This window comes from Clavibacter vidaverae, from assembly GCF_047529985.1.
Classification (GTDB): domain Bacteria; phylum Actinomycetota; class Actinomycetes; order Actinomycetales; family Microbacteriaceae; genus Clavibacter; species Clavibacter nebraskensis_A.
This window is the reverse complement of record NZ_JBLJAM010000001.1, coordinates 340,562-365,807: the sequence shown is the minus strand read 5'-3', so window position 1 is coordinate 365,807 and position 25,246 is coordinate 340,562. Positions and strand designations below refer to the sequence as shown.

At 72.9% G+C, this 25,246-nt stretch carries 22 protein-coding genes; 13 read left to right on the top strand and 9 right to left on the bottom strand.

What is annotated here, in order from left to right; genetic code table 11:
• The first annotated feature begins 2 nt into the window (after positions 1-2).
• On the top strand, positions 3-1,142 hold the full coding sequence (locus ACMT9T_RS01720; RefSeq protein WP_414743961.1) for an alkaline phosphatase family protein: 1,140 nt from the start codon (positions 3-5) through the stop codon (positions 1,140-1,142).
• A 58-nt stretch (positions 1,143-1,200) separates the two neighbouring features.
• Here the strand turns inward: ACMT9T_RS01720 and sepH are convergent, their stop codons facing one another.
• Positions 1,201-2,403, bottom strand: coding sequence for a septation protein SepH (gene sepH, locus ACMT9T_RS01715; RefSeq protein ID WP_414743960.1), 1,203 nt, complete (start codon positions 2,401-2,403; stop codon positions 1,201-1,203).
• A 325-nt stretch (positions 2,404-2,728) separates the two neighbouring features.
• Between sepH and ACMT9T_RS01710 the strand changes: the two genes are divergently transcribed.
• The gene (locus tag ACMT9T_RS01710; protein ID WP_012038342.1) at positions 2,729-3,022 is read left to right on the top strand and encodes a DUF4193 domain-containing protein; all 294 of its coding nucleotides are present in this window, start codon (positions 2,729-2,731) and stop codon (positions 3,020-3,022) included.
• Positions 3,023-3,069: 47 nt separating this feature from the next.
• Here the strand turns inward: ACMT9T_RS01710 and ACMT9T_RS01705 are convergent, their stop codons facing one another.
• Positions 3,070-3,519 carry a DUF3093 domain-containing protein gene (locus ACMT9T_RS01705; RefSeq protein WP_414743959.1) on the bottom strand — a complete coding sequence of 150 codons (450 nt, stop codon included), beginning with the start codon at positions 3,517-3,519 and terminating at the stop codon, positions 3,070-3,072.
• 38 nt (positions 3,520-3,557) lie between these two features.
• On the opposite strand from ACMT9T_RS01705, the gene dut reads away from it, so the two are divergent.
• The 5 genes from dut (at position 3,558) to dxs (ending at position 10,617) form a co-directional block, all read left to right on the top strand.
• Positions 3,558-4,028 (top strand): dUTP diphosphatase, encoded by a 471-nt coding sequence (gene dut / locus ACMT9T_RS01700; protein ID WP_116055473.1) that lies wholly within the window; start codon positions 3,558-3,560, stop codon positions 4,026-4,028.
• Positions 4,025-4,717, top strand: coding sequence for a DUF3710 domain-containing protein (locus tag ACMT9T_RS01695; protein WP_116055474.1), 693 nt, complete (start codon positions 4,025-4,027; stop codon positions 4,715-4,717). The genes dut and ACMT9T_RS01695 overlap by 4 nt, the downstream gene beginning before the upstream one ends.
• Before the next feature lie 2 nt (positions 4,718-4,719).
• A complete protein-coding gene (locus tag ACMT9T_RS01690; protein WP_414743958.1) occupies positions 4,720-5,511 on the top strand; it encodes a DUF3159 domain-containing protein in 792 nt (263 codons plus the stop codon).
• Positions 5,512-5,736: 225 nt separating this feature from the next.
• Entirely contained in the window at positions 5,737-8,550 is a 2,814-nt protein-coding gene (gene acnA / locus ACMT9T_RS01685; RefSeq protein WP_414743957.1) for an aconitate hydratase AcnA, read from the top strand.
• Between the two features lie 114 nt (positions 8,551-8,664).
• Positions 8,665-10,617, top strand: coding sequence for a 1-deoxy-D-xylulose-5-phosphate synthase (gene dxs / locus ACMT9T_RS01680; protein ID WP_414743956.1), 1,953 nt, complete (start codon positions 8,665-8,667; stop codon positions 10,615-10,617).
• Between the two features lie 60 nt (positions 10,618-10,677).
• Here dxs and ACMT9T_RS01675 read toward each other — a convergent pair whose 3' ends face one another.
• The 7 genes from ACMT9T_RS01675 to ACMT9T_RS01645 all read right to left on the bottom strand — a co-directional run bounded on the left by ACMT9T_RS01675 (position 10,678) and on the right by ACMT9T_RS01645 (position 18,407).
• Complete coding sequence (locus ACMT9T_RS01675) at positions 10,678-12,807, bottom strand: 3-hydroxyacyl-CoA dehydrogenase NAD-binding domain-containing protein (RefSeq protein WP_414743955.1); 2,130 nt, start codon at positions 12,805-12,807, stop codon at positions 10,678-10,680.
• A complete protein-coding gene (locus tag ACMT9T_RS01670) occupies positions 12,804-14,015 on the bottom strand; it encodes a thiolase family protein (RefSeq protein ID WP_414743954.1) in 1,212 nt (403 codons plus the stop codon). Before ACMT9T_RS01670 ends, ACMT9T_RS01675 begins: the two co-directional genes overlap by 4 nt.
• 71 nt (positions 14,016-14,086) lie before the next feature.
• Positions 14,087-15,265 carry a ribonuclease D gene (locus ACMT9T_RS01665; RefSeq protein WP_414745846.1) on the bottom strand — a complete coding sequence of 393 codons (1,179 nt, stop codon included), beginning with the start codon at positions 15,263-15,265 and terminating at the stop codon, positions 14,087-14,089.
• A 395-nt stretch (positions 15,266-15,660) separates the two neighbouring features.
• Positions 15,661-16,257 (bottom strand): DUF3000 domain-containing protein, encoded by a 597-nt coding sequence (locus ACMT9T_RS01660; protein ID WP_116055480.1) that lies wholly within the window; start codon positions 16,255-16,257, stop codon positions 15,661-15,663.
• Positions 16,258-16,315: 58 nt separating this feature from the next.
• Complete coding sequence (locus ACMT9T_RS01655) at positions 16,316-17,062, bottom strand: dihydrofolate reductase family protein (protein WP_414743953.1); 747 nt, start codon at positions 17,060-17,062, stop codon at positions 16,316-16,318.
• Positions 17,059-17,499: a SufE family protein gene (locus ACMT9T_RS01650; RefSeq protein WP_414743952.1), complete on the bottom strand. Its 441-nt coding sequence runs from the start codon at positions 17,497-17,499 to the stop codon at positions 17,059-17,061. Before ACMT9T_RS01650 ends, ACMT9T_RS01655 begins: the two co-directional genes overlap by 4 nt.
• Positions 17,496-18,407, bottom strand: coding sequence for a sulfurtransferase (locus tag ACMT9T_RS01645; protein WP_414743951.1), 912 nt, complete (start codon positions 18,405-18,407; stop codon positions 17,496-17,498). The genes ACMT9T_RS01650 and ACMT9T_RS01645 overlap by 4 nt, the downstream gene beginning before the upstream one ends.
• A gap of 157 nt (positions 18,408-18,564) precedes the next feature.
• Between ACMT9T_RS01645 and zapE the strand changes: the two genes are divergently transcribed.
• From zapE to ACMT9T_RS01615, 6 genes are all read left to right on the top strand, one after another.
• Positions 18,565-19,629: a cell division protein ZapE gene (gene zapE / locus ACMT9T_RS01640; protein ID WP_414743950.1), complete on the top strand. Its 1,065-nt coding sequence runs from the start codon at positions 18,565-18,567 to the stop codon at positions 19,627-19,629.
• 252 nt (positions 19,630-19,881) lie between these two features.
• Entirely contained in the window at positions 19,882-21,168 is a 1,287-nt protein-coding gene (locus ACMT9T_RS01635; protein WP_414743949.1) for an ammonium transporter, read from the top strand.
• Positions 21,169-21,440: 272 nt separating this feature from the next.
• Positions 21,441-22,280, top strand: coding sequence for an aldo/keto reductase (locus ACMT9T_RS01630; RefSeq protein WP_414743948.1), 840 nt, complete (start codon positions 21,441-21,443; stop codon positions 22,278-22,280).
• A gap of 186 nt (positions 22,281-22,466) precedes the next feature.
• The gene (locus tag ACMT9T_RS01625; protein ID WP_414743947.1) at positions 22,467-22,898 is read left to right on the top strand and encodes a MarR family transcriptional regulator; all 432 of its coding nucleotides are present in this window, start codon (positions 22,467-22,469) and stop codon (positions 22,896-22,898) included.
• Between the two features lie 16 nt (positions 22,899-22,914).
• On the top strand, positions 22,915-23,781 hold the full coding sequence (locus tag ACMT9T_RS01620) for a putative protein N(5)-glutamine methyltransferase (RefSeq protein ID WP_414743946.1): 867 nt from the start codon (positions 22,915-22,917) through the stop codon (positions 23,779-23,781).
• 162 nt (positions 23,782-23,943) lie between these two features.
• Positions 23,944-25,239 (top strand): endo-1,4-beta-xylanase, encoded by a 1,296-nt coding sequence (locus ACMT9T_RS01615; protein ID WP_414743945.1) that lies wholly within the window; start codon positions 23,944-23,946, stop codon positions 25,237-25,239.
• Positions 25,240-25,246 lie beyond the last annotated feature (7 nt).

The following is a 25,246-nucleotide window of genomic DNA, read 5'->3' as shown; positions in this document are numbered from 1 at the left end:
GGATGGCCCCCATGCTACCGGCGCCCGGATCCGGCCGGATGAGCCTCACCGCGGTGATGCCGGGTTGCCTCGCCGCCCTCGCGGGGGAGGAGTCGGAGGCCGGCCTCCCGCCCGTCGACCGCGCGGTCGTCGTCCTCGTCGACGGGCTCGGCTCCGCCGCCCTGCGGGCCCGTGCGGGCCATGCCCGCCACCTCGTCCAGGGCTGGCGCAAGAAGGACGTCGTCGACGTGGGCTTCCCCACCACCACGGCGGCGAGCATCACGTCGCTCACCACGGGCGTGCGCGCCGGCGAGCACGGCCTCGTGGGCTACAGCGCGCTGGATCCCGCGAACGACCGCGTGCTCAAGCTCCTCTCCGGCTGGGACGCCCGGAGCGTCCCGGAGGAGTGGCAGCCCGTGCCCACCGCCTTCGAGCGCGCGGCGGCGGCGGACGTGCCCGCCTTCGTGGTCGGCTCGGCCCGGTACGCCGGATCCGGCTTCTCCCGTGCCGCGCTCCGCGGCGCGACGTTCGTCGCCGCCGAGTCCGTCGCCGACCGGTTCGCCACCACGCGCGCGCTGCTCGACCGCATGCCGCGCGCCCTCGTCTACCTCTACGTCCCCGAGCTCGACCAGACGGCGCACGCGCACGGCTGGCAGTCGGACCGCTGGCTGCGCGCGCTCGAGGAGCTGGACGCCGCGGCCGGGCCCTTCCTCGCCCGCCTCGGCCCGCGCGAGGGCGCGCTGATCACGGCCGACCACGGGATCGTCGACGTGCCCGCCGAGTCCCAGGTGCTGTTCGACCGGGTGCCGGAGCTGGTCGAGGGCGTGCGTCACGTCGCGGGGGAGCCGCGCTGCCTGCACCTGCACCTCGAGCCGGGCGCGGACGCCGACGCCCTCGCCGACGCGTGGCGCGCCTCCGAGGGGACGCGCGCGCACGTGGCCACGCGCGCCGAGGCGATCGCGGCCGACTGGTACGGACCGCTGAGGTCCGGCGTCGAGGCGCGGATCGGCGACGTGGTCGTCGCCACCCGCGCGCTCATCGCCTACTACGACGGTCGACCCCGCGACCAGGGGGCCCGGCGCATGGTCGGCCAGCACGGGGCGTTCTCGGACGAGGAGCGCCTCGTGCCCCTCATCCGCGCCGGCGCGTTCGCGCGCGGCTGACGGGCCTCGGGCGTCCGCGAGGGCACCGGCGCACGCCGACGATCCCGCGGGAGCCGGATCAGGCCAGGTGGTCGTCGTCGCTGCGCGCGCCGAACACGATCTCGTCCCAGCTCGGCATGGCCGTGCGGCCGCGTCGGCCCGAGGGCTTGGCGGATCCGCGGCCCTCGCCGGCGCCCGGGGTCCGCAGGCCCTCGTCGTCGGCATCGTCGCGCGGCCGGTCACGGGTCGTGTCGACGCGGCCGATGCCGGGGATCACGGCGGAGCGCAGGGGCGGCGTCGAGCGCTGGCCGCCGCGCGGGCGGGACAGCGGCTCGTCGCGACGGGCGGCGGGAGCGGGGGACGGGGCGGGCGCGTCCTCGACGGCGTCGTCGCCCTCGTCCTCGCGCGGGACGGACTCGCGCTCGCCCCGTCGACGGCGCAGGGCCTCGAGCAGGTCGGCGGTCTCGTTCAGCTCGACCTGCGCGACGCGCGCCGGCTGCTGGGTGCCCGCCGGGTGGTTGCCCTGACGGCCGAGGTGCGAGACGGACGCGCCCTCGTCGCGACGCGGTGCCTCCCACGCCTGGGGCGCCGTGTCCTCGGTGGCGGACGCGGCCGGCTCCGGCAGGCGGAACGCGCCGCTGTCGAAGCGCGTGACGCCGTCCTCCTGGTGCGTGTCCGCGGCCTCGGGCGGCAGGGCGCGCAGGCGAGGGATGAGCGCCCCGCGGATCTCGCCCTGCTGCGAGAGCGTGATCGCCTCGTTGTTCGCGGGGGAGAGGGCGTGCTTCTTGGCGTCGTAGGACCAGCGGGCGTCGTGATCGATGTCCTCGCTCGTGAAGGCGACCTTCACGACCCAGCCACCGAGCTGCTCCTTCCAGCTGCTCCAGCGCACGTCGCGCGCGCCGAGCGACTCGAGGCGCTCCTCGATGACCTGGCCGAAGAGCGTGCCCTGCCCCATGGGATCCACCTCGATGGCGGTGTGCACGGGCACCTTCATGGCGCTGCGGACGACGTGCTCGCGCTCGGCGACCACCGGGCCCTCGAACTTGCGCACGTACTCGACGGACGCGCCGGTCTCGCGGGCGACGTCCTCGGCGCTCATGCCCTGCCGGATGAAGGACTGGATGATGCGCGGGGCGGCCTTGCGCGTGGCGCCGTTCCCGTCGGACTGGCGGCGCAGCGCCTGGCGGAAGGAGTCGTCCATCACGAGGCGGTGCCGTTCACCGCCCGCGGTCTCGACGACGAGGGCGCCGTCCTCGACTCCGACGATCTTCAGATCCTGCATGTGTTCCACGCCTCTCGCGCTCACTGGACGATTCACGATGACACGAGTCGGCCCCTCTTCCGGGGAATACGCGTGGCGCGCCGCGACTTGGGTCCGACGAGAGCGTCGGGAGGCGGGATCACGGCCCCGCGCGGCACTCAGTTAGTGCGCGAACGGTGTACCGTGTGAGACCGCATCCGCGGCCCGGAGACGGGCCGGCTCCGCGCATCCAAACCGCCGATCAGGGCCCCCGAGAGAGCCCCTCGGACGGTTTGCTATCCGGGTGCGATTCATGCAAACTGTGCCCGCCGATTCCGTTCGGCGGTTATTCGAGAAGTGGACAGGAATGGCAACTGATTACGACGCCCCGCGCAAGACGGAGGACGACTCCGACTCGATCGAGGCTCTCAAGGAGCGCGTCCCGGACCGCATGTCCGGGGTCGTGGACGTCGACGATGCCGACAACCCCGGGAGCTTCGACCTAGCCGGAGCCGACCTCTCCGACCTCGAGCTCGAGACGGTGGTCCTCCCGCCCCAGGCCGACGAGTTCACCTGCGTGAGCTGCTTCCTCGTGAAGCACCGCTCGCAGATCGACCACCAGGAGAAGCTCGGCCCCATCTGCCAGGAGTGCGCCGCCTAGCGCGACGCCGGGCGAGAGCCCCTAGAGGCCCTGCGCCTCATCGCACGTCATGATCGCCGTGATCCTCGGATCGCGGCGATCAGTCGTTCCGGGGTCCGCGTGGACAGGAGCCAGTAGGGGGCCGGGTCCGAGGCGTCCAGGAGCGGCACCTTGACGACCGGATCCACCCACCCGCGGATGACGAGGTAGGCCCGCGCATGCAGCCGCGTGCCGCGCTCGGCCGTGGCCTCCGCGCCGCGGAAGCCCTCGGGCTCGCCCAGCTGGTCGACGTCGATCGACGCACGTCCCGCCCGCAGCCGGCCGTCGGCCACCTCGATGACGGGGCTCGTGAGCACCAGCGTCGCGACCACGCCCGCGTAGAGCACGATCGCGACGATGACCCCGGCCAGCACGCTGATGGGGAGGAAGACGAGCAGGCTCGCGGGGATGACGAGGGCGGTGGCGACGAAGAGCCAGGGAGCCGGCCACAGCCGCTCTCTGTGGGGGGATGCGGGCATGCGCCTATTCGATCAGATTCCTGCACTAGCCTCTGACCGTGCCCGATCCCGTCGACGTCCTCATCGCGGGCGACGCCCCGATCCCGGCCTACGCGCATCCCGGTGACGCCGGCGCCGACCTCGTGAGCGCGGAGTCCCTGCGCCTCGAGCCCGGCCAGCGCGCCACCGTCGGCACGGGCGTGTCGATCGCCCTCCCGGACGGGTACGCCGCGTTCGTCCTCCCGCGCAGCGGCCTCGCTGCGCGGCACGGCATCACGATCGTGAACGCCCCCGGCACCGTCGACGCGGGGTACCGCGGAGAGATCCGGGTCACCCTCCTCAACACCGACGCCGAGGCCGCGTACGATGTCGCGGTCGGCGACCGCATCGCGCAGGTCGTCGTCATGCCGGTCAGCCGGGTGCGCTTCGTGCCCGTCGAGAAGCTGCCCGGGAGCCACCGCGGCTCGGGGGGCTTCGGCTCCACGGGCACCGGCGCCCTCCCCGCCCGAGATCCAGGAGACCGAACATGACCGACGAGAACGCGAACCAGCCGGACGACGCCGCCGTCGCGGACGACGCCGAGCACGTCCTGGACGCCAAGTCCGCCCCCGACGACCGCGCGGACGAGGGTCCCCTCGACGAGACCGAGGCGAACCCCGTCCGCCCGTACGTCGACCTCGGCGGGATCAAGATCCTGCCGCGCGAGGGCCTCCACCTCCGCCTCGAGGTCGCCGAGGGCACGCAGCAGGTCGTCGCCGTGGGCCTCGACTTCGCCGAGTCGAGCCTGCAGGTGCAGCCGTTCGCGGCGCCCCGCTCGAGCGGGCTGTGGCACGAGATCCGCACGACCATCGGCGAGCAGATCCAGCGGCAGGGCGGCACCACGCGCCTGGCCGACGGCCCCTTCGGCCCCGAGCTCCACGCGGTGATCCCGGTCGTCCAGCAGCCGGGCCAGCCCGCGGCCTCGACGCGCGAGGCCCGCTTCATCGGCGTCGACGGCCCGCGCTGGTTCCTCCGCGGCGTCATCACCGGCCGCGCCATCTCCGACCCCGAGGCCGCCGCGGCCGTCGAGGACCTGTTCCGCAGCGTCGTCGTGGTGCGCGGATCCTCCCCGATGCCGCCGCGCGACCTCATCCCGCTGAAGATGCCCGCCGCGCAGGTGGGCACCACCCCGGGCGCGGCTCCGGCCGGCGAGAGCCCCGCACCCGCGCTGGGATCCTGAGCGTGACGGGCGACGGCCCGCGCGGGCCCGATCCCGCCCGCGAGGGGATCGACGAGGACGCGACGCCGTCCGCCGAACGACCGGGCGCACCTGCAGCCGCGCCCGGCGAGGCCCTCGGCGCGAGCATGGCGCAGGCCGCCGAGCGCGCCGGCCTCGGGCAGGCCGCCCGCGGCGAGGCCATGACCGCCTCCGCCCTCCTCACGGCCATGGGCGGAGTCCGGGGCGTGCTCGAGGCGATCGTCCCCGGGCTCCTCTTCCTCGTCGCCTTCACCGTCACGCGCGACATCGTGCTCTCGGTCGCGGTCCCCGTCGCCGTCGCGGTCGTCGCCGTGGTGGCGCGGCTCGTCCAGCGCTCCGCCGTGGCTCCGGCGGTGGGCGGCCTCGTCGGCATCGTGATCTCCGCCGTCCTGGCGCTGCGCTCGGGGGAGGGGCGCGACTTCTACGCGCTCGGCCTCTGGACCAACGGCGCGTACTTCGCGGTCCTGCTCGTCTCCGTCGTGGTGGGCTGGCCGCTCGTCGGCGTCGCCGTCGGCTTCCTCATGGGCGACGGCACGGCCTGGCGACAGGACCGCCGGAAGGCGCGCGCGCTCCGCCTGCTGACGCTGGTCTGGGTCGCGTTCTTCGCGCTGCGCCTCGCCGTGCAGCTGCCGCTCTACCTCGCCGACGCCATCGACGCGCTCGGCGTCGCGCGCCTCGTGATGGGGACGCCGCTCTACGGCGTGCTCCTCGTGCTGTCCTGGCTGTTCGTGCGCGCCGTCTACGCGAAGGATCCCGCGGCGCCTCCCGCCGACTGAGCCGCGCCCGGTCCCCGCCTGCGTGGCGCCCGGGCGCGGCGCGGCGGTCCCGCCCGCGCGGCGATGGTAGATTCATCTCGACGTCGAGATACATCGGCGCCGTCCCGCCCCGCGTCGGCGTGCCCGATCAGGGTCGCCTTACTGGACCCGGCCGCGGCGGGCGACCAAGATCGGATGACGGGCGGAATCGACTTCCGCGCCCATCCAGCGAGGGAAGAGGGCCACGTGTCTGCAATCAACAGCTTCGGCGCGAAGGACACACTCCGCGTCGGGGACACCGACTACGAGATCTACCGCATCGACACCGTGGCGGGCCACGAGCGTCTCCCGTTCAGCCTGAAGGTGCTGCTGGAGAACCTGCTCCGCACCGAGGACGGCAAGAACGTCACCGGCAGCCAGATCAGCGCCCTCGGCGACTGGGCGCCGGACGCGGAGCCCGACACCGAGATCCAGTTCACGCCCGCGCGCGTCGTGATGCAGGACTTCACCGGCGTGCCCTGCATCGTCGACCTCGCCACCATGCGCGAGGCCGTCGGCGAGCTGGGCGGCGACCCGACCAGGATCAACCCGCTGGCGCCCGCCGAGCTCGTGATCGACCACTCGGTCATCGCCGACCTCTTCGGCTCCGAGGACGCGCTCGAGCGCAACGTCGACATCGAGTACGAGCGCAACGGCGAGCGGTACCAGTTCCTCCGCTGGGGCCAGACGGCGTTCGAGGACTTCAAGGTCGTCCCGCCCGGCACCGGCATCGTCCACCAGGTCAACATCGAGCACCTCGCCCGCGTCACCATGACGCGCGAGGTCGGCGGTGTGCTGCAGGCCTACCCCGACACGTGCGTGGGCACCGACTCGCACACCACCATGGTCAACGGCCTGGGCGTGCTCGGCTGGGGCGTCGGCGGCATCGAGGCCGAGGCGGCCATGCTCGGCCAGCCCGTCTCGATGCTCATCCCCAAGGTCGTCGGCTTCAAGCTCTCGGGCGAGATCCCCACGGGCGTCACCGCGACCGACGTGGTCCTCACCATCACGCAGATGCTGCGCAAGCACGGCGTCGTCGGCAAGTTCGTGGAGTTCTACGGGACCGGCGTCGGCGCCGTCCCCCTCGCGAACCGCGCCACCATCGGCAACATGAGCCCCGAGTTCGGCTCCACCGCCGCGGTGTTCCCCATCGACGACGTCACCCTCGAGTACCTGCGCCTCACCGGCCGCAGCGAGGAGCAGGTCGCGCTCGTGGAGGCGTACGCCAAGGAGCAGAAGCTCTGGCACGACGCGGACGTCGAGCCGTCGTTCAGCGAGTACCTCGAGCTCGACCTCTCCACGGTCGTCCCGTCCATCGCCGGCCCGAAGCGCCCGCAGGACCGCATCGAGCTGACCGACGCCAAGTCGCAGTTCGAGCGCGACCTCAACGACTACGCGCAGGTCGACCACGACATCGTCGACCTCACGACGGCCATGAGCTTCCCGGCGTCCGACCCGGGCGAGCTGCAGCCGGAGGACGAGCACTCGATGCACGAGCACCACCACGCGTCGCAGAGCCCGTCGTCGGTCACCAAGCCCACGCGCGTCACGCTCGAGGACGGGCGCGACTTCACGCTCGACCACGGCGCGGTCGCCATCGCGGCCATCACGTCCTGCACCAACACGTCGAACCCGTCGGTCATGCTCGCGGCCGGGCTCCTCGCCCGCAACGCCAGCAAGAAGGGCCTGAAGGCCAAGCCGTGGGTCAAGACCACGCTGGCGCCCGGATCCAAGGTCGTCACCGACTACTACGAGAAGTCCGGCCTCACCACGTACCTCGAGGACCTCGGCTTCTACACGGTGGGCTACGGCTGCACCACCTGCATCGGCAACTCGGGTCCGCTGCTCGACGAGATCTCCACCGCGGTGCAGGACAACGACCTCGCCGTGACGGCCGTCCTCTCGGGCAACCGCAACTTCGAGGGCCGCATCAACCCCGACGTGAAGATGAACTACCTCGCGAGCCCGCCGCTCGTGATCGCCTACGCGCTGGCCGGGTCGATGAACTTCGACTTCGACTCCGACGCGCTCGGCACCGACCCCGAGGGCAACGACGTGTTCCTCAAGGACATCTGGCCCGACGCGGCCGAGGTCCAGTCGACCATCGACAGCTCCATCGACACGGGCATGTTCACACACCAGTACGCCGGCGTCTTCGACGGCGACGAGCGCTGGCGCTCGCTCCCCACGCCCACGGGCGCGACGTTCGAGTGGGACGCGGAGTCGACCTACGTCCGGAAGCCCCCGTACTTCGAGGGCCTCACGATGGAGATCACGCCGGTGTCCGACATCCAGGGCGCCCGCGTCCTCGCGAAGCTGGGCGACTCGGTCACGACCGACCACATCAGCCCCGCCGGCTCCATAAAGGCGGACAGCCCCGCGGGCCGCTACCTCGAGGAGCACGGCGTCGGCCGCAAGGACTACAACTCCTACGGCTCGCGTCGCGGCAACCACGAGGTCATGATCCGCGGCACGTTCGCGAACATCCGCCTGCGCAACCAGCTGCTCGACGGCGTGGAGGGCGGCTACACCCGCGACTTCACGCAGCAGGGCGGCCCGCAGTCGTTCATCTACGACGCGTCCGAGAACTACCAGGCGGCGGGCACCCCGCTCGTGATCCTCGGCGGCAAGGAGTACGGCTCCGGCTCGTCGCGCGACTGGGCGGCGAAGGGCACGAGCCTCCTGGGCGTCAAGGCCGTCATCACCGAGAGCTTCGAGCGGATCCACCGCTCGAACCTCATCGGCATGGGCGTCGTCCCCCTGCAGTTCCCGGCGGGGGAGTCCTGGGACTCGCTCGGCCTCGACGGCACCGAGCAGATCAGCATCACGGGCCTCGAGGAGCTGAACTCCGGCACCACGCCGCGCACCGTGCGCGTGGTCGCCGCCCCCACCTCCGACTCGCCCGCGGGCAAGGAGACGGTGGAGTTCGACGCGGTCGTGCGCATCGACACCCCGGGCGAGGCGGACTACTACCGCAACGGCGGGATCCTGCAGTACGTGCTGCGCAGCCTGGTCGCGTAACAGGAACCTGAGGAGGCCGGACGGCGACGTCCGGCCTCCTTCGTGCATGCAGGGCCCTGCGTACACTCGATGAGGCGGGCGCCGTTCCATGGCGTCCGATGGAAGGCGGTCAGCATGGGAATCCTCGAGACGATCACGGGACCCCGGGACCTCGATCGGCTGAGCGCCGAGCAGATGCTCGAGCTCGCCGCGGAGATCCGGCAGTTCCTCGTCGCGGAGGTCTCCAAGACGGGCGGTCATCTCGGGCCGAACCTCGGCGTCGTCGAGACGACGCTCGCGATCCACCGGGTCTTCGACTCGCCGAAGGACCCCATCGTCTTCGACACCGGCCACCAGTCGTACGTGCACAAGCTCCTCACGGGTCGGCAGGACTTCTCCCGTCTGCGGGAGTCGGGCGGTCTGGCGGGCTACCCGCAGCGCTCCGAGTCCGAGCACGACATCGTCGAGAGCTCGCACGCGTCGAGCTCGCTGAGCTGGGCCGACGGCATCTCGCGCGCGTTCGAGATCACCGGCCAGACGGACCGCCACGTCGTCGCGGTCGTCGGCGACGGGGCGCTCACGGGCGGCATGACGTGGGAGGCGCTCAACAACATCTCCGACGACAACACGCGGAAGCTCATCATCGTCGTGAACGACAACGGCCGCTCCTACGCGCCGACGATCGGCGGCATGGCGCGCTTCCTCAACACCGTGCGCACGCGTCGCAGCTACCGCGGCCTGTACGAGACGAGCCAGCGCGTGTTCGGCGTCTTCGGGGCGCCCGGCGACAGCCTGTACCGCGGCCTCCGCGGCGGCCTGCACGGCTTCCTCACGCGCGTCACGGACAACGAGGCCCTGTACTCGAACCTCGACATCAAGTACCTGGGGCCCATCGACGGGCACGACCAGCAGGCGATGGAGGAGGCCCTCCAGCAGGCGCGCGACTACGGCGCGCCCGTCATCGTGCACGCCATCACCGAGAAGGGCCGCGGCTACGAGCCCGCCCGCCGGGACGTGGCCGACCAGTTCCACGCCGTCGGGCAGATCGACCCCGAGACCGGCGAGCCCATCGACCCGTCGCAGGCGGTCAGCTGGACGAGCGTGTTCGCGGACGAGATCCTCGCCCTCGCCGACGAGGATCCCCGCATCGTGGGCATCACGGCCGCCATGCTCCGCCCGGTCGGCCTGCACCGCTTCGCGGAGAAGCACCCCGACCGGGTGCACGACGTCGGCATCGCGGAGCAGCACGCCGTGACGAGCGCGGCCGGTCTGGCCTACGGCGGCCTGCACCCGGTCGTGGCGCTCTACGCCACCTTCGTCAACCGGGCCTTCGACCAGGTGCTCATGGACGTCGCCCTGCACCGCGCCGGCGTGACCTTCGTGCTCGACCGCGCGGGCGTCACCGGCCCCGACGGCCCCAGCCACCACGGCATGTGGGACCTCGCGCTGCTCCAGATCGTGCCGCACATCCGCCTGAGCGCGCCCCGCGACGCGACCCGCCTCCGCGAGGAGCTGGGGGAGGCCGTCAAGGTCGACGACGCGCCCACCGTGGTCCGCTTCTCCAAGGGGAACGTGGGCGACGAGATCGAGGCGGTCCGCCGGCTCGACGACGGCGTCGACGTGCTGCTCGAGTCCGATTCGCAGGACGTGCTCATCGTCACCGTGGGACCCATGGCCGCCATGGGCATCCAGGTCGCGGAGCGCCTCGCCGCGCAGGGCATCGGCGCCACCGTGGTGGATCCGCGCTGGGTGGTCCCCGTGCCGCGCAGCGTCGTCGAGCTCGGCGGCACGCATCGCCTCGTCGTCACGATCGAGGACGGCGTGGTCGTCGGCGGCATCGGCACGCGGATCCGCCAGGACCTGCGCGAGGCCGGCATCGACACGGGCGTCACCGAGCTGGGCCTGCCCGACGAGTTCCTCGACCACGGCTCGCGCTCCGAGATCCTGGAGCGCGTCGGCCTGACGCCGCAGCACATCGCGCGGGACGTCGTGGCCCAGGTGCTCGGCAGCCGCGTGCCGTCCGCGCGGCCGCTGCCGGAGGAGGCCGACCGCGTCTCCATCGCGCACGAGGACGACGAGCAGGCGTAGCCCGCACGACGACGAAGGGCCCGGCCGTCACGGCCGGGCCCTTCGTCGTGCGACGGCGCGCTACTCGACGCCGCGGATCACCGGGTGGTGGAACGTGTCGCCGAACGCCCGCTCGCTCGCCCCGACGCGGTCGAGGTAGGGCGTGAGGCCGCCCATCTGGAACGGGTAGCCCGCGCCCAGGATGAGGCACAGGTCGATGTCCTCGGCCGCGTGCACGACGTCGTCCTCGAGCATGCGGTGCACCTCGTCGGCGAGGCCCGTCTCCACGCGCTCGCGGATCTCCTCGGCCGTCATGGGCGACTTCCCGCCCCTGACGATGCGCACGGCCTCCTTGTCGAAGCCCGTCGGGCGGCCCTTCGCGTCGCGCGCGTAGATCCGCCCGAGGTCCGCCAGCCGGTGCAGGTTGGGGCTCTCGAAGAAGCGGTCGGGGAAGGCCGCGTGATGCGTGTCGAGAACATGCGCGCCGACCTTGAGGCCGACGAGCTCGAGCAGCTCGAACGGCGTCATCGGCAGGCCGAACGGCGCGAGCGACCGGTCGACGACCTCGAACGGCGTGCCGGTGTCGACCGCGTGCATGGCCTCGCCGAGCACCTTCGCGAGGATCCGGTTCACGACGAAGCCGGGGGTGTCGCGCGTGATGACGGCGTTCTTCTTGAGCTTCCGCGCGACCTGCATGGCGGTCGAGAGCGTCTCGTCGGTGGTCTGCGGCGTGCGCACGACCTCGATGAGCGGCATGACCGCGACGGGGTTGAAGAAGTGGAAGCCGACTACCCGCTCGGGGTGCGCGAGGCGCTCCGCGATGCGCTCGACGGAGAGGCTCGACGTGTTCGTGGCGAGGATCGCCGTCTCGGAGACGTGCTGCTCGATCTCCGCGAACACCTCCTGCTTGACGCCCAGCTCCTCGAACACGGCCTCGATGACCCAGTCCGCGTCCGCGAAGTCGGCCTTGCCGGTCGTGCCCGTGATGAGCGCGGTGAGCCGGTTGGCCTCGTCGGGGGAGATGCGCCCCTTCTCGGCGAGCTTCCGGATCTCCCCGTGGATCCCCGCCACGCCCGCGTCGACGCGCGCCTGGTCGAGGTCCGTGATGACGACCGGCACCTGGAGGCGCCGGACGAACAGCAGCGCGAACTGCGAGGCCATGAGGCCGGCCCCGACGACGCCCACCTTGGTGACGGGCCGCGCCAGGTCCTTGTCCGGCGCGCCGGCGGGGCGCTTGGCGCGCTTCTGCACGAGGTCGAACGCGTAGATGCTCGCGCGGAACTGGTCGCCGGAGATCAGGTCGGCGAGGGCCTCGTCCTCGGCGGCGAAGCCCTCCTCGCGCGTGCTCCGCTTCGCGGCCTGCAGGAGGTCGAGGGCGCGGTACGGCGAGAGGGCGACGGTGCCGATGCGCTGCTCGAGCGACCTGCGGGCGATGCCGATGGCCAGGTCCCACTTCGCGAGGCGCTCGAGGCGGCCGGGCGCGTTCGGGCGCTTCACCTCGATGGATCCGGAGATGACGCCGTCGGCCCAGCGGATCGACTGCTCGAGGAACGACGCGGACGGGAAGGACGCGTCGGCGATGCCGAGCTCCATGACGTCCGCGGCCTTCAGCGTGCGGTTGTTCTTGAGCGGGTTCTCGATGATCACCTTGAGGGCGTTCTCGATGCCGATGAGGTTCGGCAGCAGCCACGCACCGCCCCAGCCGGGGATGATGCCGAGGAACACCTCGGGCAGCGCGACGGCCGGCACGGACTCGTCGACCGTGCGGTAGTCGGAGTTCAGGCCGATCTCGAGGCCGCCGCCGAGAGCGAGCCCGTTGACGAACGTGAACGAGGGCACGCCGAGCCGGTGCAGGCGGCCGAGCGTGTCGTGGCCGAGCTGCGCCATCTGGCGCCCGACCTCGCGGCTGGGGATCTCGCCGACCTTGCTGAGGTCGGCGCCGGCGGCGAGGATGAACGGCTTGCCGGTGATCGCGACGCCGAGGATCTCCCCGGCGGCCGCGCGTGCCGTGAGGCGGTCGAGCACGTCCGCGAGCTCGAGCAGCGTGGCCGGACCGAGCGTGGACGGCCGCGTGTGGTCGCGCCCGTTGTCGAGGGTGACGAGCGCGAGGACGCCGCCCGAGGGCAGCGGCACGTCGCGGACGAACGAGTGGGTGACGACCTCGTCGGGATCGAGCGCAACGAGCTCCCGGAATCGGCTGGTGTCGGTCACTTGTTCCTCTTCTTCCTCTTGCCGGTGAAGTGCGGGTTCTCCCAGATGACGCTGCCGCCCTGGCCGAGGCCGACGCACATCGCCGTGAGGCCGTAGCGGACCTCGGGGTGCTGCTCGAACTGGCGCGCGAGCTGGTTCATGAGCCGGACGCCGCTGGACGCCAGCGGGTGGCCGACGGCGATGGCACCGCCGTACTCGTTGACGCGCGGGTCGGCGTCGTCGATGCCGAAGTGGTCGAGGAGGCTGAGCACCTGGATGGCGAACGCCTCGTTGAGCTCGAAGAGCCCGATGTCGTCGATCGTGAGGCCGGCCTTGCGGAGCGCCTTCTCGGTGCTCGGCACGGGTCCGATGCCCATGATCTCGGGCTCGACGCCCGCGAACGCGAAGGACACCAGGGTCATCTTCGGGGCGAGGCCGAGCTCCTTCACGGCGTCGCCGCTCGCGAGCAGCGCGGCCGTGGCGCCGTCGTTGAGACCCGACGAGTTGCCGGCCGTGACGCGGCCGTGCGGCCGGAACGGCGTGCGGAGGCCGGCGAGGCCCTCGAGCGTCGTCTCAGGACGCATCGCCTCGTCGCGCGTGGCGAGACCCCAGCCTTCCTCGGACCGGGTCGCGACGGGCACGAGGTCCGGCTGGATGTCGCCGTTCGCGTAGGCGATCGCCGTCTTCTGCTGGCTGGCCAGCGCGTAGCGGTCGGCCCGCTCGCGGGTGAGCGCGGGGAAGCGGTCGTGGATCCGCTCCGCCGTGTTGCCCATGTTGAGGGCGTCCTGGCTCACGAGGCGCTCGGCGAGGAAGCGCGGGTTCGGGTCCGCGTCGAAGCCCATCGGGTGGCGGCCCATGTGCTCGACGCCGCCCGCGATGGCGAGGTCGTAGGCGCCGAACGCGATGCCGCCGGCCGTGGCGGTGACGCTCGTCATGGCGCCCGCGCACATCCGGTCGATGGCGAAGCCGGGCACCGAACGGGGGAGCCCGGCGAGGAGCGCGGCCGTGCGTCCGAGCGTGAGGCCCTGGTCGCCCGTCTGCGTGGTGGCCGCGATGGCGACCTCGTCGATCCGGTCCTTCGGCACCTGCGGGTTCCGCTCGAGCAACCCGATCATGGCCTTGACCACCAGGTCGTCGGCGCGGGTCCGCCAGTACATGCCCTTCTCACCCGCTCGTCCGAACGGGGTGCGGACCCCGTCCACGAAATGGACTTCGGCTCTCTCGACCACTGACGCCTCCTCGCATCGATTTCCCCCACCCTAGGAAGAAGCCGGACGGGGGCCGAATCCGTTGACTGTTCCTACGAGGCGCCGTCGTCGGTCGCGTCGTCGGCTTGGTCCGCATCCACAAAGGCCGCGGCCACCGGAGCGGCCGTCGCCTCGATCTGCCAAGGCCGCGCGCCCCACGACGCGAGGGCTGCCGCGACGGCCTCGGGCGCGAGATCGGCGGGCGGCGTCCAGGCGACGCGACGCAGCACCTCGGGGGTGAGCAGGTTCTCCTGCGGGACGCCCATGGAGGTCGCGACCTCCTGGACGGCCACGCGGGCGCGCTTGAGGCGCCGGTCGGCCGCGGGGTCCTTGTCGGCCCACGCCTTGGGCGGCGGCATCGTCTCGCCCGTGCCGCGCAGCTGCGGGAACTCGGTGGCGGCGAGGCCGCGCTCGACGGCGGCCCACCAGCGGTCGATCTCGCTGCGGCTCGCGCGTCCGGAGAACTCCCGCACCGCGGCGAGGTCGCGCTTGGTCTGCGGCAGCACGCGGGCGACCGCGACGAGCGACCCGTCGGGCACGAGGCGGCCGGGGCTCGTGTCGACCTCGCGCGCGTACGCGTCGCGGGCCTCCCACAGCTCCTTGGCGACCGCGAGGTTCCGGCCCCCGCGGACGCCGTGCAGCCCGCTCAGGCGACGCCACGGCTCGACGCGCGCGGGCTTCGCCTCCTTGGCGATCGTCGCCTGGAACTCCTGCTCGGCGATGGCGGTCTTGCCCTGCTGCTCGAGGCGGCGGGCGATCTCGTCGCGCACGTCGACGAGGAGCTCCACGTCGAGGGCGGCGTAGACGAGCCAGGCGCGGGGGAGCGGGCGGGTCGACCAGTCGGCGGCGGAGTGCTCCTTGGCCAGGTGGATCCCGAGCAGCTCCTCCACCACGGTGCCGAGGCCGACGCGGGGGAGGCCGAGGAGGCGCGAGGCGAGCTCGGTGTCGAAGATGCGCTGCGGGTCGAGGCCGACCTCGCGCAGGCACGCGAGGTCCTGGCTGGCGGCGTGCAGCACCCACTCGACGTCGCGTATCACCGCGTCGAGCTCGGAGAAGTCGCCGACGGCGGGCGGGTCGAAGAGGAACGTGCCGGCGCCGCGGCGGAAGACCTGGATGAGGTAGGCGCGCTGGCTGTAGCGGAAGCCGGAGGCGCGCTCGGCGTCCACGGCGATGGGGCCGGTGCCGGCCGCGATCGCGTCGACCGCGCGGAGGTAGTCCTCGCGCGTGTCGATGACCGTGAGGTCGCCGGTGGCCGCGGCCTCGCGGAGGGCGGGGCGCGCGGGGGCGTCGAGTGCCGCGTCCGGTGCCGGTGCCGGTGCCGTGTCGGCGGGCGCGGTGACACGTCGGCCTCGGCCCGCGCGCCGGGGGACGTCGGACGCGTCCGCGGCGGGCGCGACGGCCGCATCCGCGTCCACGGCGTCCGGGGCGGGGGCCGTCGCGGGCGCCGCTCGGCGGGTGCGCGTCCGGTTCCGCGCGACCACGGCGTCCGTGGCGGTGGATCCGGGGACGTCCGAGAAGAGCGAGGCGCCCATGGCAGGACGGCTCAGCGCGGCGTCGGACGGCGTCCCCGGGGAGGCGTCAGCGACGGGAGCCGGGGACTCGGGGTCGGGGATGTCGGACGGGGCGTTCACGTCCGGGTGCGTCGCGCTGATAGCAGTGTCACTCCTTCGCCCGCGGGAGGCAGCCCGGCGAGCATGCACAGTAGTTCCCCCCAGCCTTCCACATGGGCGGTCACGTCGGCGTCCGCCGGGGTCCACGAGGCGCGGAGCTCGATCTTCGCGCCGCTGCCCTGGCGCGCGAGCTCGCCGTAGCCGGTGCTGATGATGCGCGTGGCCGTGCCCGAGGGCGCCGAGTAGCGGGCGCCGCGGGAGGCGAGGCCGTCGACGAGCCAGGACCAGGCGACGTCGGCGAGGAACGGATCCGTGCCCATGTCGGTCTCGAGCGGGGCCTGCGCGAAGCAGACGATCCGGAAGGCGCCGCCCCAGGCGTCCGGCTCCTCCGGGTCGTGCAGGAGGATGAAGCGGCCCGTGCCGAGCTCGGAGTCGGACGCGTGGCCCGACGGCGAGACGTCCGCGGCCAGGGCGACCGCGTAGGGCGCGAGGCTGCTCGACGGCGAGGGGATCTCCGTCAGCACGAGCTCCGACCGCGTCGTCGCGCGCCGCAGCGCCTCGAGCGCCGCGCGGAACTCGGGCGGATCCTCGGGACTGTCACGGGTCTCTACCACGTGTGCAGACTAGGGTCCGCCGCTCCCGGGCCCGGGAGCCACGCCGCGACGGGCGCGCTCAGCCCCGCCGGACCGCCCAGCGCGCGTAGGTGCGGTGGTCGTCGTCGACGAGCAGCTGGTCGAGCCGCATCGGGGCGTGGACGCCGGATCCGGCCGGCACGAGGGGCGTCAGAGGGGACACCAGCTCGGGCGACGTCGTGAGGCAGAGCTCGTCGACCCGGCCTGCCGCGAGGAGCGACGCGGCGAGCGCCGGCCCGCCCTCGCACACCACGCTCGCGAGTCCGCGGCCGCGGAGGGCGTCGAGCACGTCGTCGCCGCCGACGCGCCCGTCGGAGGCCGCGCCGAGCGGGACGGACACGATCTCCGCGGGCGCCCCGCCGAGGGTGGCCACGGCGCGGTCGCGCGCCTCGGGCGGGCAGAGCACCAGGAGGCGGCCCTCGGCGGCGTCGGCGTCGAACCGGTGCCCCTCGAGGTCGCCCGTGGCGGTCGCCACGGCGAGGGGCGTTCGACGGGGCAGCACGTACCTCTCGGCGCGCACCGTGCCCGCGCCCACGAGCACGACGTCGGCGAGCTCGCGGATGACGCCGAGGATCCGCCGGTCGGCGACGCTGCTGAGGCTGTCGGACGACCCGTCCGCGCCGATGACGCTGCCGTCGACGGAGGCCACGAAGTTGAGCCGCACGTGGTCGGGGGACCGCGGACGGTAGAGGTCCTCGAGCCACTCGCGCGTGCCGTCGTCGTCCAGCCCGCGCGATGCGGCGGCCTCGCCGGCGCCCGCGACGGGGAGGACCCGCGTGATCCTCACCCGGCGAGCCGCTCGCGCACCTGGCGCTTCACCCGGCCGAGCATGGCCGTCATGCCGCGCATGCGCAGCGGCGAGACGGCAGCGTCGAGCCCGATGGTGGACGGGTAGTCGTCGGGCACCGCGAGCACCTCGTCGGCCGGGAGCCCGTCGAGCCCCTGGGCGAGGATCGACGCGAAGCCGCGGCTGGTCGGCGCCTCGGCGGGAGCCTGCGCGTGCACGTGCACGTCGCCGTCGACGACCTCCACGAACATGAACACGGGCGACTGGCACTCCTCGACGCGCTCGAGGAGGTCGGGGTGCTCGGCGTAGCGCGCGGGCAGATCCGGCAGCTCGTTGCTGAAGTCGAGCAGGAGGAGGAGCCGGTCGCGCTGCCCGAGCGCGAGGAAGTCGTCGCGGATCTCGGCGAGCGCCGCGGGCAGCACGGGGGAGGCGGTCATCGGGAGGGCAGCTCCCCGGGCTCGGCGCCCTGCACGATCGGCACGCGCACGGCGGAGCCCCACTCGGTCCAGGACCCGTCGTAGTTGCGGACGCCCTCGAAGCCGAGGAGGTGGGTCAGCACGAACCACGTGTGGCTCGAGCGCTCGCCGATGCGGCAGAGGACCACGACGTCGTCGCCGTCGGCCAGGCCCGCGCCCTCGCGGTAGACCGCGTCGAGCTCGGCGCGGCTCTTGAAGGAGCCGTCCTCCGCGGCGGCCTTGGCCCACGGCACGTTGCGCGAGGTGGGGATGTGGCCGGCGCGCAGCGAGCCCTCCTCGGGGTAGGCGGGGGCGGTCGTGCGCTGGCCCGTGTACTCCTCGGGGCTGCGGACGTCGATGAGCGGGTTGCCGAGGTGCGCGAGGACGTCGTCCTTGAAGGCGCGGATCTCCTCGTCGCGGCGCTCCACGACGGGGTACTCGACGGGGGTGACCTCGGGCTGGTCGGTCGTGGTGGGGCGGCCCTCGGCGATCCACTTGTCGCGGCCGCCGTCGAGCAGGCGCACGTCCTCGTGGCCGAAGAGCGTGAACACCCAGAGGGCGTACGCGGCCCACCAGTTGCTCTTGTCGCCGTAGATGACGACCGTGCTGTCGCGCGCGATGCCGCGCTCGGACATGAGCTGCGCGAACCGCTCGCCGTCGACGTAGTCGCGCTGGACGGGGTCGTTGAGGTCGGTGTGCCAGTCGAGCTTCACGGCCCCGGGGATGTGGCCGGTCTCGTAGAGGAGGACGTCCTCGTCGGACTCGACGACCACGAGGCCGGGCGTGAGGGCGCCGTCCGCGAGGCGCTCCTGGAGCCAGTCGCCGCTCACGAGCCGCTCGGGGTGTGCGTACTCGGCGAACCTGGGGGTGGTGTCCGGCTCGACGGCCATGGGACTCTCCTGATCTCGCGGCCTCGGGGGCCGCGCTGGGTGGGACGCGGATTAGTCTGGGGGTCTTCCGCGGGCGCTCTGCGCACCGCGACGACCACCATCCACGGTAACGGTTCGCGATGCGCGGGACCTTCCCATGACAGCCGGAGATCCACCTGTGACCAACGCCGAGATCGGATCGCGGAGCCACGACGAGCGGGGAGCGGGGCCGGGCGCGCTGGTCGGGCGCTCGCCGAGCATCAGCGGCGAGGAGATCGCGGCGCACCTCGTGCCCCCGCGGCAGTTCGACGAGGCGCGCTTCGACACCTACCGCCCGGACCCCGAGTACGACACGCAGGCGCAGGCCGTCGAGGTCCTCCGGGCCTTCTCGGGCGACCGCGCCGGATCCCGCGGCGGCCTCTTCTCCCGCCGGAAGGCGCCGGCGGTGAAGCCCGGCGTGTACCTCGACGGCGGGTTCGGCGTCGGCAAGACCCACCTCCTGGCGTCCCTCTGGCACGCCATGCCGGGACCGAAGTACTTCGGCACCTTCATCGAGTACACCGCGCTCGTCGGGGCGCTGGGGTACCAGGGCGCCGTCGGGATCCTCCGCGGCGCGACCCTCGTGGCCATCGACGAGTTCGAGCTGGACGACCCGGGCGACACGATGATGATGACGCGCCTGCTGTCCGACCTCGTCGCCGACGGCACCCGCATCGCGGCCACGAGCAACACGCCGCCGAACGCCCTGGGGGAGGGGCGCTTCGCGGCGGCCGACTTCCTGCGCGAGATCCAGGCGATGAGCGACCGGTTCGACACCATCCGCATCGACGGGCTCGACTACCGCCGCCGCGCCTTCGAGGGCCACGCCGTGACGGTCGACGCGGCCGACCTCGACGCGCGCGCCGACGCCGCCCAGGCCGCCGGACGCTCGGTCACGCTCGACGGGTTCCCGGAGCTCGTGGCGCACCTGTCGCGCCTGCACCCCTCCAAGTACGTCAAGGTCATCGACGGCGTGGACGTCATCGCGCTCCGCGACGTGACCCAGCTGCAGGGCCAGACCGACGCGCTGCGCTTCGTCGCGTTCGTCGACCGCGTGTACGACGCGCAGATCCCGCTGCTGGCCTCGGGCACCCCGTTCGACGAGGCGTTCTCCGCGGAGATGCTCGCCGGGGGCTACCGCAAGAAGTACCTGCGGGCGATCTCGCGGCTCATCTCCCTCACGGCGGCCGGGCGCGACCTCTAGCCGCACGGCGAGCGCCGCGCCAGCGCGGGAGGGCACCCGGGAGGATCCCCGGGGCGCGGGGAAACACGATGTTCACACGAGCGCCTCCCGTGTAACGCGCCCGAAACACGTCCGGCGAGCCGGCGAAACCTCCTCGCCGGACACTGGACGCGTACCCGGCACACGGCTCGCGCCGAACCCCCCGACCACACGGGCGGCAGCACGCCCTCGTCCGGTGCGACCCCCTGCACGATCTACGAGAGGTGAAACACCATGGATCAAGGCAACACCGCCTTCCTCCTGATCGCCGCGGCGCTGGTCCTCCTGATGACGCCGGGTCTGGCGTTCTTCTACGGCGGGCTCGTCAAGGCCAAGAGCGTCATCAGCATGATGATGATGAGCTTCGGGGCCATGGGCCTCATCGGGCTGCTCTGGGTCCTGTACGGCTACGCCATCGCGTTCGGCAACGGCCCCGACGGCGCCGCGGGCAACCCGCGCTTCGTCGGCATCGACGGCATCCTCGGCATCGACCTCGGCCAACTCGGCCTCGGCGATGCGTACACCGCCGCCCTCGGCGAGCAGACCAGCGCCTACCCGACGCTCGCCTTCGCGGCGTTCCAGGCGACCTTCGCCATCATCACCGTCGCGCTCATCTCCGGCGCCATCGCCGACCGCGCGAAGTTCGGCGCCTGGATGGTCTTCGCGGGCGTCTGGGCCACGGTCGTCTACTTCCCGGTCGCCAGCTGGGTCTTCAACTTCACGCTCGCCGACGGGGCCACCGTCGACGGCGGGTGGATCGCCTACAACGTCGGCGCCATCGACTTCGCGGGCGGCACGGCCGTCCACATCAACGCGGGCGCCGCGGCCCTCGCGCTGTCCCTCGTCCTCGGCAAGCGCGTCGGGTTCGCCAAGGGGATGCACGTGCCGCACAACCCGCCGTTCGTCCTCCTCGGCGCCGGCCTCCTGTGGTTCGGCTGGTTCGGCTTCAACGCGGGCTCCGAGCTCGCGGCCGACGGCATCGCGGCCATCGCGTTCCTCAACACCATCGCCGCGCCGGCCGCCGCGATCCTCGGCTGGCTCGTCGTCGAGAAGATCCGCGACGGCAAGCCGACCTCGGTGGGCGCCGCATCCGGCGCCGTCGCGGGCCTCGTCGCCATCACGCCGGCCTGCGCCGCGCTCTCGCCGATCTGGGCCATCGTGCTCGGCCTGGTCGCCGGCGCCGTCTGCGCCGTGGCCATCGAGCTGAAGTTCAAGCTCGGGTTCGACGACTCGCTCGACGTGGTGGGCATCCACCTCATCGGCGGCCTCATCGGCACGCTCTACATCGGCCTGTTCGCCACGAAGGTCGGCCTCATCTACTCGGGCTCGCTCGAGCAGCTGGGCAAGCAGGCCCTCGCCGCCGGCGCCGTGCTCGTGTACTCGTTCGTGCTCTCGTACGTCATCGGCACGATCATCCAGAAGACCATGGGCTTCCGGGTGAAGAACGAGGACGAGATCGCGGGCATCGACACGATCGTCCACGGCGAGGAGGGCTACGTGCTGGAGACCTCCGGCCGCTGACCCGGATCCACCGCGCCACCCGACGGGCGCCGCACCTCGCGAGAGGGCGGCGCCCGTCGTCGTACGCGCGGCCCCGGGCACCGCTGCATCCTGAGCGGCGGCGCTCGGTCTGAGGGGTCCCGCCCGCGGCGGCCCGGCGTGTTCGCCCGGAGCGGAGCGGGCGTCCCGTCCCGTCGCCCGGGAGCGGGCCGGGCGTAACGTGGAAGGACGCGGGGAGGCCAGCACGACGGCACCCCGCACCGTGACCATCGAGACGAAGAAGACGAGAGCACATGGCATCCCCCCTCATCACCCTGAACAACGGCCTCACCATCCCGCAGCTCGGGTTCGGCGTCTTCCAGACCCCGCCCGCGGAGACCCAGCAGGCCGTGGAGCGCGCGTTCGAGGCGGGCTACCGCCACATCGACACCGCGGCCGGCTACTACAACGAGGAGGGCGTGGGCGCCGCCATCAAGGCGACGGGCATCCCGCGCGAGGAGCTCTTCATCACCACCAAGCTCCGCAACGGCGACCAGGGCGCGGACAGCGCCCGCACCGCCTTCGAGGACAGCCGCCGCAAGCTCGGCGTCGACGCGGTGGACCTCTACCTCATCCACTGGCCCTACCCGAAGCACGGCCTGTACGTCGAGACCTGGAAGACGTTCGAGGCGCTGCACGCCGAGGGCCTCATCCGCGCGATCGGCGTCTCCAACTTCCTCCCGGAGCACCTGGAGAAGCTGTCCGCCGAGAGCGACGTCGTGCCCGCGGTCAACCAGATCGAGGTGCACCCCACGTTCCAGCAGCACGACCTCTCGACCTTCTCGGTCGAGCGCGGCATCGAGGTCGAGGCCTACAGCCCCCTCGGCCAGGGCGCCGACCTGGAGTCGGACGTCGTCACGCGCCTCGCGAAGGAGCACGACGCCACGCCCGCCCAGATCGTCCTCGCCTGGCACCTCGCGCAGGGCCGCATCGTGATCCCGAAGTCGGTCACGCCGGAGCGCATCGTCCAGAACTTCCAGTCCATCGAGGTCGAGCTCTCGGTCGAGGAGCTCGCCGAGATCGACACCCTGGAGACCGGCACGCGCCTCGGCGCCGACCCGGCGACGGCGGACTTCACGCAGTTCCCGTCCTGATCCACCCGCCGGTCCGTCCGGCAGCCCGACGCCCGCCCGGCACCCGCCGCGGCGGGCGTCGTCGCGTCCGCGCTCGAGCGAGCCTCGTCCCCGCGGGCGCAGGGGGCTAGCGTGAGCCCCACGACGCCCGTTCGGTCGGGACCGCGGGTCCCGGACCCGGAGGGGCGCGCCATCGTCAGGAGCACCGTGACCGACACCTCCCTCCCGTCCGCCCGCCTCGCGGACGCGCTCAGCGCCGTCTCGGAGCGCATCGAGGTCTCGGTGGACTCAAGCTGGGACGGGCTCACGGGGGTCCAGATCCTGATCCTCCGTCGGCTCGCCGGCGTCGAGCGCATGAGCAGGGCCTCGCTCGCGCTCGACACGCGGACGGCCCGTGCGGCGACCGTCCCGAGCCTCGCGTCGCTCCTGCAGAAGGGCTTCGTCATGGAGTCCGACGACGAGGTCGGCTCGTACCTGCGGCTGACCGACGGGGGGAGGGCGCTGCTCACGGGCGTCCGCACCGCGCGCGCCGAGTGGCTGGAGCGCGCCGCCCGGCAGGCGGAGCCGCCCGTGCGCGGCGAGGACCTGCTGCGCGTCGCGGCGCTGCTCGAGCACCTCGGCAGCACGGAGCTCGAGTGAGCGCGCGGGTGTGACCGTGGATCCGCGCCTCGAGGGCCTCGTCGCGCGGCTGCGGGCCGCGGGCTGCGTCTTCGCGGAGGAGGAGGCCGAGCTGCTCCTGGCCGAGGCGGCCGACCGGCATCCCACCTCCGACGCGGCCGGGGTGACCGGGGCCGTGGCCGACGCCCGTGCCGCCGAGCTCGAGACCATGGCATCCGCACGGGTCGCGGGGGAGCCGCTCGAGACCGTGCTCGGCTGGGTCGCGTTCGCCGGGCGCCGGATCGTCGTGCGGCCGGGCGTCTTCGTGCCGCGGCGGCGCACCGAGCGGCTCGCGCACGCGGCCGTCGCGGAGGCGCGGGCGGTCGCGGATCCCCTCGTCGTGGACCTGTGCTGCGGGTCCGGGGCCATCGGCGCGGTCGTCGCCGACGAGGTGCCCGGCGCGGTCGTGCACGCCGCCGACCTGGATCCCGTCGCCGTCGCCTGCGCCGCCGAGAACCTCCTGCACCGCGGCGTCGCGGTGCACGGAGGCGACCTGCTCGACGCGCTCCCGGACGACCTGCACGGCCGGATCCAGGTCCTCGTCGCGAACGTCCCCTACGTCCCGCGCGCCGGCCTCGCGCTCATGCCGCCGGAGGCCCGCCTGCACGAGCCGGAGGCCACCCGCGACGGCGGCGACGACGGGCTCGACGTGCTCCGACGCGTCGCGCGCGAGGGCGCCCCCTGGCTCGCGCCCGGTGGCCTCATCCTGTTCGAGCTCGCGGACGCGCAGCTCGACCCCGCCCTCGAGGCGCTCGCCGCCGTCGGGCTGGAGGCCCGCATCGAGCCGACCGACGCGGACGAGGACGACGAGGACCACGACGCGGACGACGGCACGCGGGTCGTCACCGGCCGACGCCCGCGCTGACCGGCTGCATCGACCGGCCGACGCGGCAGCGGCGGCCCACAGGGAGGCGCGGCCGCTCCCGCAGCCCGCCGCGGATCTCGTTGCACCCTGTCCACAACCCGCTCGCCGGGCGGCCGGCCCTGCCTAGGGTCGCGGTGTCCCATCCACGTACGAGAGGCACCAGTGAGCCCCACCCCGTCCCGTCCCCATGCGTCCGTCCACCCGGAGCCGTCCCTCCCGGACCGCCGACCCCGCCGTGGTCCCCGCCGCGGCCTCGCCGCCCTCGCGTCGGCCGCCGCCCTCGTCACGGCCGTCGCCGTCGGCGTCCCCGCCGGATCCGCATCCGCCGCCGCACCCAGCACGCCCGTCCCCGGAATGCAGGTCCCCGCGCTCAAGGACGTCCTCGGCGACGCCGGCATCGAGCACGTCGGCGTGGCGATGGGCAGCGGGGAGGTGCAGGGCGCCTCCGCCGACCTCATCGCGCGCCACTTCAACGCCATGACCCCGGAGAACGAGGGCAAGGCCGACGCCATCCAGCCCGTCGAGGGCCGGTTCGACTTCACCGGCATCGACCGTCTGCTGGACTTCGCCGACGCCCACGGCATGAAGATGTACTTCCACGTCGACTTCTGGATGCCGCAGACCCCCGCCTGGTTCTTCCTCGACCACGGGCGTCCGCTCACGAACAGCCCGGCCGACCAGGCGCTGCTCAAGACGCGCATGGAGGCCCACGTCAAGGCGATCTCCGACCACATCGCGTCCCGGTACCCGAAGGGGAACAGCCCCATCTGGGCGATGGACGTCGTCAACGAGGTCATCGACGACGGCCCCAACGCGAACCCGCACCACATGAAGGACACGCGCTGGTTCCAGGTGCTGGGCGAGGGCTTCGTCGACGAGGGCTTCCAGCTCGCGAAGAAGTACTTCCCGGGCGTCAAGCTCTTCATCAACGAGTACAACACCGACTCGCCGAGCAAGCGCACCGACTACCTCGGGCTGATCTCCGCCCTCCTCCAGCGCGGCATCCCGGTCGAGGGCGTGTCGCAGCAGAGCCACATCGGGCTCCGCAGCGACATCGAGGAGCTGAGGAACACGATCCACGCGGTCAAGGCCCTCGATCCGAACCTCATCGAGGCCGTATCCGAGCTCGACGTCGGCGCCTCGCAGGCGGCCGCGACCGGCGACAGCCAGAATCGCTCGCACACGGCGCCGATCTACTCGAACCCGGACGACACCGCCGCAGCCGTGGGCTGGGTCTACAAGGACCTGTTCACGATGATCCGGCAGGAGGCCGGGAACCTCGACTCGGTCACGTTCTGGGGCTCGGACAACTCGCGGACCTGGCTGCACAGCCCGTCGATCGACCAGCCGTGGGACCAGCCGCTCCCGTTCGGCGTGAACCAGGAGGCCATGCCGGCGTACTGGGGCATCGTGGACCCGAGCCGTCTCCCGGCCCGACCGCCGCTCCCGAAGGGCTGATCCGCGG

What these genes read in the sequence shown, in the direction of transcription:
- ACMT9T_RS01720 (WP_414743961.1), top strand. Translation starts at nt 3, where the DNA reads ATGGCCCCCATGCTACCGGCGCCCGGATCCGGCCGGATGAGCCTCACC.
- dxs (WP_414743956.1), top strand. Translation starts at nt 8,665, where the DNA reads ATGGGAATCCTCGAGACGATCACGGGACCCCGGGACCTCGATCGGCTG.
- ACMT9T_RS01635 (WP_414743949.1), top strand. Translation starts at nt 19,882, where the DNA reads ATGGATCAAGGCAACACCGCCTTCCTCCTGATCGCCGCGGCGCTGGTC.
- ACMT9T_RS01705 (WP_414743959.1), bottom strand. Translation starts at nt 3,519, where the DNA reads ATGCCCGCATCCCCCCACAGAGAGCGGCTGTGGCCGGCTCCCTGGCTC.
- ACMT9T_RS01650 (WP_414743952.1), bottom strand. Translation starts at nt 17,499, where the DNA reads ATGACCGCCTCCCCCGTGCTGCCCGCGGCGCTCGCCGAGATCCGCGAC.
- ACMT9T_RS01645 (WP_414743951.1), bottom strand. Translation starts at nt 18,407, where the DNA reads ATGGCCGTCGAGCCGGACACCACCCCCAGGTTCGCCGAGTACGCACAC.
- sepH (WP_414743960.1), bottom strand. Translation starts at nt 2,403, where the DNA reads ATGCAGGATCTGAAGATCGTCGGAGTCGAGGACGGCGCCCTCGTCGTC.
- ACMT9T_RS01630 (WP_414743948.1), top strand. Translation starts at nt 21,441, where the DNA reads ATGGCATCCCCCCTCATCACCCTGAACAACGGCCTCACCATCCCGCAG.
- ACMT9T_RS01710 (WP_012038342.1), top strand. Translation starts at nt 2,729, where the DNA reads ATGGCAACTGATTACGACGCCCCGCGCAAGACGGAGGACGACTCCGAC.
- ACMT9T_RS01695 (WP_116055474.1), top strand. Translation starts at nt 4,025, where the DNA reads ATGACCGACGAGAACGCGAACCAGCCGGACGACGCCGCCGTCGCGGAC.